This is a genomic window from Fructobacillus sp. ESL1129, assembly GCF_058507945.1.
This window is the reverse complement of the sequence record NZ_CP196668.1, coordinates 1,127,882-1,142,613: the sequence shown is the minus strand read 5'-3', so window position 1 is coordinate 1,142,613 and position 14,732 is coordinate 1,127,882. Positions and strand designations below refer to the sequence as shown.

Here is a 14,732-nt window from a genome sequence, read left to right as displayed (position 1 = left end):
TCACTGTAAGTGTAGCGAGTCTATACTAAATTAACATAAAAACCCCACCATCATTTCGATGAGGGAGCTAACTATGCTTATTATAGGTGTTCTTTAGGCCTTCTTCAAGTCGTCGAGACGCTTCTTCGTGGCAGCGGCCTTTTCTTGCCAGTCCGCCAACTTTTCCTTCTCCTTGGCTACAACGGCTTCCGGAGCAGAAGAAACGAACTTTTCATTGGCAAGTTTTCCTTGACCACGCTTGACTTCCTTATCAAACTTGGCCAATTCGCCTTCCAAACGCTCGATTTCGGCATCGATGTCAATCAATCCGGCAAGCGGTACGTAGACTTCAGCACCCGTAATCACCTGTGACATGGCCAAATCAGGAACATCAACGTCTTCTGCAATCGTCAATGACTTTGGCTTTACAAAGCGCTGGATGTAATCGGCGTTGTCGTTGAAAATCGTAACCAAATGGTCATCTTTTACCTTAATCAACACGTCGATTTCCTTGGACATCGGCGCCTTCGCTTCGGCACGAATCGTCCGGACCGCCACAATCAAATCTTGCAAAGACTTGAAGGAAGCAGCGGCTTCGTCGTTTTCCAATTCTTTCTTATAAACTGGGTAAGCTTGGATGCCTAAGTGGGCATCCTTACCAGCCTGTTCTGGCATTTCCTGCCAGATGGCTTCAGCCATGAATGGCATGATTGGTTGGAGGAGACGCAGGGTTTGGTCCAAGACATAGGCCAAGGTTTCTTGAACGGCCGTCTTGTCACCATCCCCGTTCAACGATTCCTTCGTCATTTCGATGTACCAGTCGGCAAAGTCAGACCAGATGAAGTTGTACAGATCACGACCCGCTTCACCAAATTCGAACTTATCGAAGTTGTCTGTAACTTCCTTGACCGTTTTGTTCAAACGATCCAGAATCCACTTGTCCGCAAGAGACAACTTGTCTTCATCGGGAATGCGCGCCACTGTATCGTCTTCCAAGTTCATAATAACGTAGCGGGAAGCGTTCCAGATCTTGTTGATGAAGTTCCAGGCGGCGTCCATCTTTTCGTAAGTAAAGCGGACGTCTTGACCAGGCGTTGATCCCGTCGCCAAGAACCAACGCAAGGCATCGGCACCGTACTTTTCGATGACGTCCATTGGATCAACACCGTTTCCGAGTGATTTGGACATCTTGCGGCCTTCCCCATCACGAATCAAACCGTGAATCAACACGTTCTTGAATGGTCGCTCACCAGTGAATTCTTTTCCTTGGAACATCATTCGAGCAACCCAGAAGAAGATGATGTCATAACCCGTAACCAAGGTATTTGTTGGGTAGTAGCGAGCAAAGTCTTCGTCCAAGTTGTTTGGCCAACCCATCGTTGAAAATGGCCAAAGAGCAGAGGAGAACCAAGTATCCAAAACGTCTGGATCACGTTCCCAATCATCCCCCGGCGCCTTTTCACCAACGTAGATTTCTTCTTGATCCGTCCCCTTGTTCTTGTACCAGGCAGGAATTTGGTGTCCCCACCAGAGCTGACGTGAGATAACCCAGTCACGGATGTTTTCCATCCAACGGGTGAAGGTATCTTCAAAACGACCTGGGACGAAGTTGACTTTTTCGTCAGCGTTTTCTTGCATCGCTAGGATTTGCTTAGCCAATGGCTCCATCTTAACGAACCACTGCGTTGACAAGCGTGATTCGATAGCAACACCAGTACGTTCTGAATGACCAACGGAGTGCGTGTATGGCTCAATCTTCAACATGTCACCGGCGGCTTCCATGTCGGCCACCATGGCCTTACGAGCTTCGAAGCGATCCAAGCCCTCGTACTTACCGGCATTGGCATTCATGTGAGCGTCTTCGGTCATCGTGTTGATGCGTTCCAAGTTATGACGGTTACCAACTTGGAAATCGTTTGGATCGTGGGCTGGCGTAATCTTCACCATTCCCGTTCCAAAGTCCTTTTCAACGTATTCGTCGGCGATGATTGGAATTTCGCGACCGACGAGCGGAACCTTAACCGTCTTTCCAATGATGTCTTTGTAACGTTCATCCGTTGGGTTGACGGCAACGGCAACGTCACCAAAGATTGTTTCAGGACGAGTTGTGGCAATCTCGATGTAGTCCTTGCCATCCAAAGTCGTCCCATCCGTGAATGGGTACTTAACGTGGTAAAAGGCCCCTTCGTCATCTTGATAAATGACTTCGATATCAGACAAAGCTGTTCGAGCCTGTGGATCCCAGTTAATGATGTATTCACCACGGTAGATTAGACCCTTGTTGTAAAGGTCGATGAAGACTTTGTTAACCGCTTCATTCAACCCCTTATCCAAGGTAAAACGTTCGCGGGAATAATCCAGGGCCAAGCCCATCTTTCCCCACTGCTTTTTGATTGTTGAAGCGTATTCGTTCTTCCAATCCCAGACCTGTTCGATGAACTTTTCACGACCAAGATCGTAACGGGAGATGCCTTCGGCACGCAAGCGTTGTTCCACTTTGGCCTGTGTGGCGATACCGGCATGGTCCATTCCTGGCAACCAGAGCGTATCAAAGCCTTGCATCCGCTTTTGACGAATCAACATATCTTGCAAAGTCGTGTCCCAGGCATGACCCAAGTGCAACTTTCCCGTCACGTTTGGTGGCGGAATCACGACAGAATAAGGTTCTGGTTCGTTTCCCTGAATCGCCTTGTTCGCTTCGGGAGCGAACAGCTTGTTGTCCAACCAATCTTGGTAGCGACCCGCTTCGACCGCGGTTGGATCATACTTGGTTGACATGTTTACATCACGCATCGACTGTCCTCACTTTACTTTACAAAATGGCTTTTTTTAAGATGATATTAAAAAAGCGTCCTAATCAAAAGATTAGGACGCTTGCACGTGGTACCACCTAAATTGCGTTTTCCTAGCAAAAGCCAGAAAAACACCACTTCATTCAAATTAATTATTTACCCTTAGCAACCTTCCGCATTAACTCGCCCGTTTTCCAGCAACCAACGGTTCTCTATATCAGTAGCGCTTGCGTACTCCTCTAAGTTCTCTTTAGTGTACAAAGTCTTTTGGGGTTAGTCAAGCCTTTCTTAATCCTCAAGACTGACTATTCCCAGCTTGTTCTTCATAGGTTGACTGGTATTGGTCAATTTGCTCTTTCAAAACGCCAATTTGTTCAGTGTTGACTTTCAAAACCGGTAATTCCTTCGGATGGTCATTGTTCTCTGTATAAAGCCCATAAGCATTTCCGGACACCGTCTGCCCTGGGGCTAGCTTCCAACAAAGGTAGCGGTACTTACCGGACTGGCCGAGGATGACATCGCCCTTCTTTTGCAATTTGTTACTAATCAATTGATCATCTTTTAATTGACCAGCACCATTTTCAAAATACTTCACGCTGGAAGTCCAGGCCGTGGCCGTGATGTCATCGGTGGCAAGGCCCGTCATGTTACGACTATCTGTATTCTTAAAGCCCGTATCAAAGGCCCCATTGGGCGCTGATGCAACGACGTACAGGTTCGATTTAGTCGTGTTCTTTAGTTGCAACTTGATTTTCACAACACTTCGACTATGGAAAGCCTTGTAATCCGTTTTTTTAAGGGACAAAACGTTGATTTTTAACCCCTTAATAGTGCCAGACTGCCCCGAAGTTAGGGCGAGTATACCATTACTTGTTGACGAGCGAACACTACTTACCGTCTCCTGCTTTTGGTCATTCTTATTCAACTGGTGTTTTTGCCAGACGAACGTCCCGGATAGCCCAGCCACGAGCAGAACAACCACTAGCCAAATCCACTTTGTTCGTTTCATCTTTCAACCTGATTTCTTTCCTTAATGTTCCCCATTATACGCTTCTTTTAAATTAGAATAAAAAAGCAGACGATTTGATCGTCTGCTTTTCACCTGATCTTGACCATCTTAATGGTTTTGATTCTGGTTCTGATTTTGAGCTGCGGCTGCTGCAGCAGATGAAGATTGGGCTGCTGCACTTGAAGCAGAGTCGGCCGCTGCCTTTGAGGAAGCGGAATCTGCGGCTGCCTTTGATGAAGAATCAGCCGCTGCCTTTGCAGAGGCGGCTGCAGCTTGTGATGAGGCTGCCGCTGCGGCTGATTGTGCGTTTTGTCTTGCAATCGCTTCACGATCGGCCGCCGCTTCGGAGCTAGCTCTTGCGGCTGCGGCTGCATTGGCCGATGCTGTGTTCGCATCATCGTCATCATCTGACGATGATGAGCTCTTTGAGGATGAATGCTTCTTTGAAGAGTATGAAATATCCGGCGTTGATGAATCATCATTGTCAGAAGACGATGAGGCCGCGCCAACCATGTAGAAGGCAAAGGCACCACCAATTAACACAACGATGAGCCAAAACCACCATTTTTTATAAAAGGTCATCCCGCGCTTGTCGGTTTTCCGACGCTTTGAACGTGATAGCATATGTAAATTCCTTTCTCGCGTTTAGTCCTTACGACCCAAACGGTTTAGAAGTTCACGAATTTCCTTGCGGTAGTAAATAATGAAACCAGCAAAGACAATGGGCCAAGCACCTTGCTTAACGGCTGCGAGTAACAACTCACCCACGAACCCGAAAAACTTATCGAAGATAGTACCAAAAAGAACACGAACGGCTACGAGCAAAACAATGGCCGTAATCACCACAACAAAGGGGTTAGACCACTCGGAGCGTTCTTTGACTTTGACAAAGGCCTGCTTAGCAGAATCCGTCGCCGCTTGGGCACCTTTTTGTGCAGCTTCCGCCGCTTCTTCCATGCGGTTGTTACCCGTGTTTTCTTTCTTTGAATCAACCGGCTGCGCTTCAGATGTGTTTTGTTCCACATCCTTTTTTGTTTCTGGCGTCTTTTTCTCTTCTGCCATAAGCGATTTCCTTTCAATCAAGTTTATTGTCAACTTTCATTCTAGCAGGAATGAAACAAAAGAGCCAATATCATTAAAAAAGTCAGTCGAGGAGATCGACTGACTTTACAAAAGAGAAAAACGACCCGCAGGTCGTTTTTTAATCAACTGCTTACCAAACAAATAGTCCCACCATGGCCGCTGAACAAAGCGAAACCAGGATACCAGACAAGAGGAGGTAGCCAACGTTCTTGGCAATGACCTTGCTTTTATCGTCTGAAACCATTCCCTTGAAGCAACCAACAATCATTCCGATTGTTGAGAAGTTGGCAAATGACGTTAAGAACACCGTCAAAACTGCCGCATAGTGTTCTGGGAAGTGGCTAATCTTGTTAGTCACAGACCCCATCACAACGAATTCGTTCGTAATCAACTTTGTTCCCATGAACTGGGCCAAGTCGAAGGAGTGTGCTCCCACACCGAGCAACCAAGCAAATGGATACATCACGATTCCCAAGATATGTTCGAGGGATAGCCAGGGGTTGATAAGACCCAACAGCTTATCCACCATCGCTGCCAAGGCAACGAAGGCAATCACGTTGGCCGCAATGATCAAAATCAACTTCCCGGCACCAAGAATGGAATCACCTAAGAATGAGAAGAACGGCTCACGTTTGGCAACAACGGCTTCCTTCACCTCGGACTCAGCCAAGACTTCTGATCCGGAGTCGATATCCTCGGTTGCTGCCGGAGCAGGTCCCATCTTTGCAATCGTATCTTCTTCTGGTGACACTTCAACAGGATTCAAGATAGCAGTCACAATTAGTGCGTTAATAACGTTAATGGGAACAGCCGTCAAGATGTAACGAGCAGGCATCATCAACGTATAAGAACCCAGAACCGAGGCCGTCACACAAGACATGGACATCATGGCCAAAGTCAACATCCGGTCCGCCTTCATCTTCTTCAATTGCAAGGCAGAAACGGCCAAGGCTTCCGTGTTTCCTAGAAACATCATTTCAATTGAGAAGAATGATTCAAACTTTGGTTGACCAAAGAGCTTTGAAAGTCCCTTTCCAAGCCACTTAATGACGAATGGCAAAATCCCAAAGTAAGTTAAAATATCGAAAAGTGGCACAACCAACAGAATTGGCAACAAAACGGACGTAAAGAAAGTGCCCTGCAACTTAGCGCCGGTTGGCTTCAAAGCAAAGTCAATTCCAACACTGGCCACTGAAATTAGTTCGTTAAAGCCACCAGCTGCCGCATCAATCATGTCACGACCGATTGAGAACGATGTGAAGAACCAAGCTAATACTAAGTTAACCACCACCATGATGGCAATCGAGCGCCAGTTAATCTTCGAGCGGTTCTTTGAAAACAGCACAGCCAGTCCGATAAAGACCAGTAGTCCCACCGCATTTACCAACAAATAGAACATGTCGTTTCCCCCTGTAATTCCGACAGTTTCGCATAACAACTTAATTATACACGGTGAAAAGTAAACAAATTAAGTTTCTCTCTCTTTCTTTCCCTGTTTTAACGAACATTTTGATTAAATTTATCTAATTGTTCGTTTTATTAGAATTTCCTCCATTATGCCCATTCAGATGCTTCTCTTTTAAAAGGAAAATCCCCACAAAAATGCTATAATCAACACGTTTACCAATTCCGGTGAGCGCTAAACACACGGTGCGTTGCTTCCGATGACGGCACCTAAAAAACAATAGGAGGATTCATCATGAATCAAAAATCAAGCACACTGGCCCTGACTTTTTCGCCCAAGGCGATTTGGTCGGACCTCATCTCACTGAATAAGGCAACAAAGGCAATGCTTTCCGTAATGGTCTTCGCCCAGCTTTTGACCTTTCTGCTCTCGTCCGACCGATCCGGTCTCGCCTGGTTGACCCTTTGGACCGGTTTGGCTGCGGTGATTAACCTGGCCTTAGTTGACCAGGGCAAGCAATCCAACTTCTTTTGGGGCCTAATTTGTACGGCCGCCTGGATGATGGTTGCTCTACACTCTCGAACTTTCGGGGACGTTTTTGCCCAGGGATTCGCCTTTTTGATGCAGTTTTCCGGGATTTACTTCTGGGCTCGGGCACGAAACAGCGAAAAGGGTGAGCTGGTCTTCAAGAAGATGTCCAAAACCTTGGCTTGGTCGGTCTTAACTTTGACCATCCTGACCTACTTAGTGGTTTTAGCCATTTCAAAGCACTTGAACGGACTGCAAGTTTACTTGGATTCCGCGGTGCTCCCGCTGAACATCATCGGTCAGTTACTCATGACCTATGGTTACCGCTCCCAGTGGTTCGCCTGGATTACCGTTGACATCGTTCAGGTGCTCGTCTGGGCCCAAAACATTTTCGTCCTCGACGGCTCCTATGCGATTTCCATGCTGGTGCTTCAAATCGTCATGCTGGCAAACGCCCTCTACGGTGCTTGGTACTGGTATAATCGAAAAAACTAATTCATTATAAAAGTCCCGTTCTCGACTAGTGAGAGCGGGACTTTTTCATTGATTTGATTATGCTAAACGGCGATCAAGACGCTTGGCCAACAAAGATAAGAGGTAGTTCACGATAAAGTAGCAGAAAGTCATAAAGACCAGAATGGGTACAATATAGTGACTGTTTTGTGCATAGACAACCTGACCACGGAAGGTCAAATCAGCAAGCACAATTCCAGAGGCCAAAGAGGTATCCTTTACCAAAGAAATCAACTGCGAAATCAATGGTGGAATCATCTTCTTGTATGCCTGAGGCAAGATGATGTACATCATGGTCTGTCGGTTGGACATACCAGTCGAACGAGCACCTTCGAACTGTCCCTTGTCAATCGAGTCCAAGCCACCACGAATAATTTCAGACAGCATGGCCGCTTCGAAAAAGGACATGGCGACAACCGTTGACCAGAAAACCGGTAGGCGAATCCCAATCTGAGGCAAAGCAAAGTAAGTGAAGAAGATAATCAACAACAGTGGTAAGTTTCGCACGATGTTGTTTAGAGTACCAACTAACGATGAAAAGTAAGGAATCTTTTCAAACATGACGATTCCAATAACGGAACCAAGAATGAAGGAAACCACAATTGAAAGAACAGAGACCGCAACGGTAATCCATAGGCCCTGCATGAGATAACCCAAGTTATCGGGTGTTAACGCATTTAAAAAGTCATTCATTGGTCATCCCCTCCTATCGATTTCCCTGCAGACGTTCTTCCAAGTACTGCATACCATAACTAAGTGGCAACGTTAAGACGAGGTAGAAAATACCAACGATGATATAAGACGTGAACGTATCAAACGAACTAGCTGCCACTAAGTTTCCCTGATACATCAGGTCTAAGCCACCAACAAAGGCCAAAATGGAAGAATTCTTGACCAGATTAATGAATTGATTTCCTAAAGATGGAATGGCAACCTTGAATGCCTGTGGTAAGACAATTACCCGCATGGCTTGACCATAGGATAAACCATTGGCTAAGGCACCTTCCATCTGTCCCTTATCAATCGACAAAATCCCGGCACGAACCGATTCAGCGATAAAAGCCGACGTATAAAGTGATAAGGCAACAGTTCCCGCAACAAAGCCGGTCATCTTAATGACTTTGGCAACTGCTAAGTAGAAAAAGAGCGTAATAATCAGCAACGGTACGTTTCGAAAGAACTGCACGTAGGCGTTCCCTAAACCTGACCAGAGGCGTTTTTTCGACAACTGAAGCAAGGCAAAGAGCGTCCCTAATATGAGAGAAGCAACCAAAGCGATGAGCGAAGCGAGAAGGGTGTAACCAAATCCAGAGTAAAAGAGGGAACTATAATGATTAAAGATTGTCATTGTGTCACCTCCAATTGACTAACGTCTAATCCCTGTACCTGACCAAACCACTTTCTAATTAAGGCGTTGTACCTTCCATTTTTCTTGAGGGCGGCCAACGCTTCATTACTTTCTTTCACCATACCAGGCTGGTTGTGGTCAAAGGCAATACCATAAGGAGCGTAGCCCATGATGCCACCAACCACGTGATAGTCTGGGTTTTCGGTTACCAAACCATACAAAATGGCGTTATCTGTCACAATTGCCTGACCTTGGCCGGCCTTCAGAGCCTGCATAGCCGAAGCATAATCTTGCAAGGCCAAAACCTTAGCCTTTGGCGCTTCCTTTTTGACAGTATCCGCGGCCGTTGTTCCCAGGGCAATCAAGATGGTCTTGGATGGATCATTCAAGTCCTTAATCGACTGGATACCCGAATCCTTTTTAACCAAAAGCGAATTTCCGGCTGGGAAATACGGATCAGTGAAATCAACGATTTTGGCACGTTCCTTCGTGATGGTCATGACCGCAGCTACCCCATCAATGTTCGTGTTCTTCAATAATTGAACCTTTGAAGAGGCGTTAACGGGTGTAAAAGTCGCGGTCAGCTTCATGTTCAATTGCTTACCAATTTGCTTTGTAAGCGCCTTTGCCAAATCAACGTCGAAGCCCTCCGACTGTCCAGTTTTGGTATTTACCAGACCAAAGAGTTTCGTGTCTGTCTTAACCCCCCAATTAATGGTCTTGGTCTTTTCAACACGGGCCAGTGTATCTTGATGCATGCGGTTTTCATGAGCACGGTTTGCAGCCCACAAACCAGCAACAATCAAAATCAGCACTAACAGAATGGAGGCAGTAATCCCAAAAAGACGTTTTTTATTCTTTTCCATCTTGCCTCCTCCCTTAGTGGTTTGCCACTTGACTCAAGAACTTCTTTGCTCGTTCGTTACTTGGGTCCTTAAAGAACTGCTCCGTTGAGGAATCTTCCAAAATCTGACCATCCGCCATGAAGATTACACGATCGGCCACGGCCTTTGCAAAGCCCATTTCGTGGGTCACGACCAACATCGTCATATCACTATCTTCAGCAATTTCCCTCATAACCTTCAAAACATCCCCAATCATTTCGGGATCCAAGGCAGAAGTTGGCTCATCAAAGAGCAGGCACTTAGGCTTCATCGCCAAAGAACGGGCAATGGCCACGCGCTGCTTTTGTCCACCAGACAAAGCCGATGGCATGTTATTCGCCTTGTCAGCCAAACCGACACGCTCCAACAGCTCCATTGCAATTCGCTTGTTTTCCGCTTCGTCACGTTTCAAGACCAAACGGGGGGCCAACATAATGTTTTCAATCACGGTTTTATTGTTATAGAGGTTAAAATGCTGAAAGACCATTCCAACGTTCTTACGAATCTTATTCATATCCGTCTTGGGATCATGAAGGTCAAAACCATCAACAATGAGCTGACCCTCTTGGATTTCTTCCAACCCGTTCACCGTTCGAATTAACGTTGATTTACCAGAACCAGATGGACCAATCAACACAACGGTTTCGCCCGCATCAATTTTCAGGTTAATGTCTTTTAGTGCGTGAAAGTCGCCATAGTACTTTTCTACGTCTTTGAACTCAATCATGGACATCTGTTTTCTTTCCCCCATGTCTTTTTTTAGAATCAATGTATTATAGCCATTATAACCCTTGTAGGAATAAATGGTCCTTTTTTGTTAACTTTTATAACGAGGCCGAATATTTTGAAGAAAATAAAAAAAGCCCCTCCTCGTATGGAGCGACGCAGACTGTCCCGGCTGGGCTCGAACCAGCGACCTTCGCATTAACAGTGCGGTGTTCTACCAACTGAACTACAAGACAAAATGAAATTATAAAAATGAGAAAAAACATCTTATTTCTCAACTGTCCCGGCTGGGCTCGAACCAGCGACCTTCGCATTAACAGTGCGGTGTTCTACCAACTGAACTACAAGACAATCAAATGGCGTGGTATTAATATACCACGCCATTCTAATAAAAGTCAACAAATTATGAGTATTTTTTAATTTTTATCTGAACGGATTCCAAAAACGGCCACCATCGATTGATACCAACCAGACAGCCAGTAACAAAAGAAGAATTCCCATCGTCAAAGCCAGCCAATCCGGCAAGCGCCATTTTTGACTGTAATACCATGTTCGTTTTCGCTTCTTACCGAAGCGGCGTAGGGCCATCGCTTCGGAAATTGTTTCGACTTTTTCCAAAGTCGAAAAGGCCAGGGAAAGTAAGAGGCGGGTCGAAGCCATCATTTTCTTCCCTAAAGATGCTTTTTTACCAAGGGCGAACCCGCGGGCCTCCTGCACCTTTTTTGTGGTTTGAAACTCGTTTTGAATCGTCGGTAAATACCGCAGTGTCAAGGAAAAGGCGTAGGCAATCTTATAAGAAATTCCCACTCGATTCAGACCAGCTGCCAATTGAGAAGGTTGCGTCGTGAGCAAGAAAGCCAGGGAAAGCGGAACCGAAAAACAATACTTTAGTAACACCAACAATTCATAAAACAGTTGTTGACTCGTCAAAGCATAGTAACCCGAACCAAGTAAAATCGTTTTATCATGGTATAACTCAACCCCGTATTGTGGTGCAAAAACATAAATCAACACCAGATTAAGTAGCGCAAAAACGACGGTTAAATAAACCAGTATCCGAATCGAGCGCCAAGAGATTTTTGATAAATATAAAACAAAACCGGCAAAAACCGTCAACAAAAGCAGGAAGCGGATGTCAAAGGAAAGGATCCCCGCGACCGTAAGCAACAAAAAGACAAGCAGCTTACTCGTCGCGTTTAATCGATGGATGACCGAATCGCGGTCTTGATAACCAAGAAAATCAGTCATGACTCCCCTCCCTTTCAATGCGCGTCAGCAAAATTTGATCCGATGGCACAATGAGTGACGTCTGTTCCAATAACGACCGTTGACTAAAAAGTTCGGCCGGCGTCATTTTCGCCGTCAGACGCCCCGCTACCAAGGAGACCACCTGATCTGCCCACTTTTCAATCAGGGCCATATCGTGAGTAACCGTCACCAGGGCAATCCCGGAATCTTGCAACAAACGCAAGTATTCCAGCAACCCTTTGGCGGAAACATCGTCTTGTCCGGCCGTTGGTTCGTCTAAAATTAAGACCTTAGGTTCCAAAATGGCTACTGACAAAACGGATAAGCGTCTCTTTTGACCAAAAGACAGCGATTGACTTTGCCAATGACGATAAGGATAGAGATTCGCCTTTTTTAAAGCAAAATGAACCGTTTCCTCAATGACATCTTCCGCTACGTGATGCAGGCGCAGGCCGGTAGCCACTTCCTCAAAAACTGACAAACCAATGAGCATCTCGTTAGGATTTTGCGAAACGTAGCCCACGTATCGCGCCTGCTCTGCCAAGCTCAGTTCGGCAAAGTCGACTGTGACGTTCTTATCCTCGTCACTCTTCGAAAAAACACGTCCCTGTTGAACAGGTAAGAAACCAGCAATTAAACGGGCGAGCGTCGACTTTCCAGAACCATTTTCGCCGATCAAGGCCAACCATTGATTGGCATCAATGGTCAACGAAACATCGTCTAAAATGGTTCGATCGCCATAGGAATAGGTCAAGTTCTCCGCCTCCAAGGCGGCCGTGGACCTGTCTTGTGTTCCCTTATCTACTGCTGTTTTCTTAGTCTTTTGCGCCTGTTGCAGTTGCTGCTTCAAGTTGGGACCGGTTACCGTTTGAACATCTTCAATGTGTTCAAGATTCTGCAGAGAATAACCCGATTGTTCAACGAGTGACAGATACGCCGGCTGGGCCAACTGCCAGTCGTGAAAGCGAGGGTTTTTAAGCAAATCCTCGGCCTGTCCGTCAAAGACCAGTTCACCGTTTTTCAGAACCAAAACATGATCAACACCTTGACGCAAAACCTCATCCAGACGGTGTTCCACCATAATGATGGTAATACCATCTTGATGCAGCTGCTCAATGGTCGCAAGCACCGCTTGACCGGTTTGGGGATCGAGACTTGCGAGGGGCTCATCCAAAACTAAAATGGGACTATTCCCAACCAGCACCCCCGCCATGGCAACCCGTTGCTTTTGTCCACCAGAGAGCGCCTCCGGCCCCAACGGCAACAAATTAGTCAATCCTAACTTATCGGCGATGTTGGCAACGGCAGCACGCAGTTTTTCAACCGCTTCCGCCTCGTTTTCGAGCACGAAAGCAATGTCTTCAGCCACCGTTAGACCAACAAACTGGCGATCAGTGTCTTGTAAAATAGTCCCAACTAAAAGCGAACGGTCAAAAGAGTCAGTCCCGGCTTGGTCCTCATTATTAATGAAGACTTGTCCGTCGATTTCGCCCTCTTTTTCAGTTACCAATGCATTGATAAGAGCAATCAACGTTGACTTTCCCGAACCAGAAGGGCCTAAAACGAGAGTTTTACTCCCCTTTTGGATGGTGAAGTTTAGATTCTTCAACGTTTCTTCCGCTTGACTGTGATAACGAAAGGAGAGGTCCTTAAATTGTAAGACAGAATCAGTCATTCAGTTCTCTTTCTAATCTTCTTTACGCAATAGTTCTTGTTGCCCTTTGTTTTTAATATACAACGATACCAAAGTCGTTCCAATAATTGCCGTCGAAATGATGTTCACCACAACAGAAAGGCCACCTTGCAAGAAGACTTTGTTAGCTGGTTCGGCATAAATCAAAATGTCTAGGATGGGGGCTACAACCAGCCAAGCAATGACATTGGCAATGGCCTGGCTAATGTTAAACCAGATCAGCTTGAAAGCAGTTAGCTTTCCCTGCAACAAATTAGCTCGCTTGACCAGCACCGCAAAAATCAAGGCATAGATACCATCGGCAATGACCCAGGACCACCAAACGGATCCGTATGAGATGGCATCGTTTAGGCTGTGCCCAATGATGGCCACAAAGAAACCGACAATTGGTGAAAAGATCACGGAAAGAAGCGATAGCCATGACTGAGCCACGTTAATCTGAGTATTTGGAATTCCCGTTGGAATGGCAATAAACTTAAACAAAATCAAGAAGACGGCTGCCCCAATTCCAATGGCAACAACGTCCTTTGTCGATAATCCCTTTTTCTTCATCTTAGTTCTCCTTTTCAATCTCAATCGTCCAGTGCTGACCGGCGGATAAGTGGTTTTCGGTCGCCATTGAGCCGAGACGAATGGCAATACCAACCGTATAGACGGAATTAACATAAATGAGCGTCTCACCATTCTTCACGTCAGCAAAGGTCTTGTAGTAAGGCAATTTAGCCTGATAAACCCGCTTGCCCTCATAGAAGACCGATACGTTGAAGACATCCCCATAACGGGCGCCAAAATCTTCCCAAAGGTCTTCATCAATGTTGGTCCAAAGCGAGCCAAAGTTAACGTCAGTAATGTCGACGTTTCCAAGAATTTTGTTTCCTTCAACCCGGGCTGGGTTCAAAGGCAGGCGGACAATGTCTTTCACCGGCAATTCTTCACCAATTTGGTCAAAAGTCACTTCCCCACCAGCCAAGCGAGCGCCGTTATACACGTAGATGTCACGGCCGTGGAAAGTCGCGGATTTTTCAGAACCCGGCAATCGATCAATACTCTCATCAATCACCCGCACGGCTTCAATTCCATAGAGCTTGTCTAAGTGAGTCAACGTGCCGTTATCAGGCGTGACAACATAGTGACCGGTTTTGAGCTTCGCCACCAAGGAAAGGCGCTTGGAGCCAACACCAGGATCCACAACGGAAACGAAAACTGTTCCAGCTGGCCAATACTTCACCGTTTGCGAGAGGCGGAAGGAACCTTCAAAGATGTTAAATGGCGTGATACCGTGCGTTAAATCAGCAACCGTTACTTCCGGGTCAACTTGACGAGCAACCCCGTACATGGTGGAAACGGCGCCGTCATTCAAGCCAAAGTCTGTTTGTAATACCAATGCTTCTTTCATTTCTTCCTCCTGCTATTTTGCAGCTTTTCTTGGCAACTAAAAAACCCGGATAGGTCAAAAGACCTACCCGGGACGAAAATTCGCGTTACCACCTGGTGTGTTTGGTAGCATCTCACGGTGCTACCCTT

The 14,732-nt window shown here is 46.2% G+C and carries 14 protein-coding genes and 2 tRNA genes; 1 reads left to right on the top strand and 15 read right to left on the bottom strand.

All coding sequences use genetic code 11. The annotated features are described in order from the left end of the window. Positions 1–93: 93 nt before the first annotated feature. From ACSYSL_RS05715 to ACSYSL_RS05695, 5 genes are all read right to left on the bottom strand, one after another. Positions 94–2,772 carry a valine--tRNA ligase gene (locus ACSYSL_RS05715; protein WP_338344959.1) on the bottom strand — a complete coding sequence of 893 codons (2,679 nt, stop codon included), beginning with the start codon at positions 2,770–2,772 and terminating at the stop codon, positions 94–96. A 294-nt stretch (positions 2,773–3,066) separates the two neighbouring features. Further along, the gene (locus tag ACSYSL_RS05710; RefSeq protein ID WP_010691003.1) at positions 3,067–3,780 is read right to left on the bottom strand and encodes a hypothetical protein; all 714 of its coding nucleotides are present in this window, start codon (positions 3,778–3,780) and stop codon (positions 3,067–3,069) included. A gap of 108 nt (positions 3,781–3,888) precedes the next feature. Next, positions 3,889–4,404: a hypothetical protein gene (locus tag ACSYSL_RS05705; RefSeq protein ID WP_491708535.1), complete on the bottom strand. Its 516-nt coding sequence runs from the start codon at positions 4,402–4,404 to the stop codon at positions 3,889–3,891. Between the two features lie 21 nt (positions 4,405–4,425). Continuing rightward, on the bottom strand, positions 4,426–4,842 hold the full coding sequence (locus ACSYSL_RS05700) for a hypothetical protein (protein WP_338342556.1): 417 nt from the start codon (positions 4,840–4,842) through the stop codon (positions 4,426–4,428). A gap of 151 nt (positions 4,843–4,993) precedes the next feature. Further along, positions 4,994–6,262: a NupC/NupG family nucleoside CNT transporter gene (locus ACSYSL_RS05695; RefSeq protein WP_248656855.1), complete on the bottom strand. Its 1,269-nt coding sequence runs from the start codon at positions 6,260–6,262 to the stop codon at positions 4,994–4,996. A gap of 300 nt (positions 6,263–6,562) precedes the next feature. Here ACSYSL_RS05695 and pnuC point away from each other — a divergent pair, with 300 nt between their 5' ends. Beyond that, a complete protein-coding gene (gene pnuC, locus ACSYSL_RS05690) occupies positions 6,563–7,291 on the top strand; it encodes a nicotinamide riboside transporter PnuC (protein ID WP_491708534.1) in 729 nt (242 codons plus the stop codon). Between the two features lie 57 nt (positions 7,292–7,348). Here the strand turns inward: pnuC and ACSYSL_RS05685 are convergent, their stop codons facing one another. The 10 genes from ACSYSL_RS05685 to ACSYSL_RS05640 form a co-directional block, all read right to left on the bottom strand. Then, positions 7,349–8,002 (bottom strand): amino acid ABC transporter permease, encoded by a 654-nt coding sequence (locus tag ACSYSL_RS05685; RefSeq protein ID WP_187753563.1) that lies wholly within the window; start codon positions 8,000–8,002, stop codon positions 7,349–7,351. A gap of 13 nt (positions 8,003–8,015) precedes the next feature. Further along, positions 8,016–8,657, bottom strand: coding sequence for an amino acid ABC transporter permease (locus ACSYSL_RS05680; protein ID WP_491708533.1), 642 nt, complete (start codon positions 8,655–8,657; stop codon positions 8,016–8,018). Then, complete coding sequence (locus tag ACSYSL_RS05675) at positions 8,654–9,523, bottom strand: transporter substrate-binding domain-containing protein (protein WP_491708532.1); 870 nt, start codon at positions 9,521–9,523, stop codon at positions 8,654–8,656. Before ACSYSL_RS05675 ends, ACSYSL_RS05680 begins: the two co-directional genes overlap by 4 nt. 13 nt (positions 9,524–9,536) lie before the next feature. Further along, positions 9,537–10,274, bottom strand: coding sequence for an amino acid ABC transporter ATP-binding protein (locus tag ACSYSL_RS05670; protein WP_033444860.1), 738 nt, complete (start codon positions 10,272–10,274; stop codon positions 9,537–9,539). 156 nt (positions 10,275–10,430) lie between these two features. After that, positions 10,431–10,503, bottom strand: a tRNA-Asn gene (locus ACSYSL_RS05665). A 42-nt stretch (positions 10,504–10,545) separates the two neighbouring features. Beyond that, a tRNA-Asn gene (locus ACSYSL_RS05660) sits at positions 10,546–10,618 on the bottom strand. A 72-nt stretch (positions 10,619–10,690) separates the two neighbouring features. Beyond that, a complete protein-coding gene (locus ACSYSL_RS05655; RefSeq protein WP_010690989.1) occupies positions 10,691–11,515 on the bottom strand; it encodes an energy-coupling factor transporter transmembrane component T family protein in 825 nt (274 codons plus the stop codon). Beyond that, on the bottom strand, positions 11,508–13,190 hold the full coding sequence (locus tag ACSYSL_RS05650; RefSeq protein WP_491708531.1) for an ABC transporter ATP-binding protein: 1,683 nt from the start codon (positions 13,188–13,190) through the stop codon (positions 11,508–11,510). Before ACSYSL_RS05650 ends, ACSYSL_RS05655 begins: the two co-directional genes overlap by 8 nt. A 12-nt stretch (positions 13,191–13,202) precedes the next feature. Then, complete coding sequence (locus ACSYSL_RS05645; RefSeq protein ID WP_010690986.1) at positions 13,203–13,760, bottom strand: ECF-type riboflavin transporter substrate-binding protein; 558 nt, start codon at positions 13,758–13,760, stop codon at positions 13,203–13,205. 1 nt (position 13,761) lies between these two features. Beyond that, entirely contained in the window at positions 13,762–14,604 is an 843-nt protein-coding gene (locus tag ACSYSL_RS05640) for an SAM hydrolase/SAM-dependent halogenase family protein (RefSeq protein WP_338342549.1), read from the bottom strand. Positions 14,605–14,732: the final 128 nt, after the last annotated feature.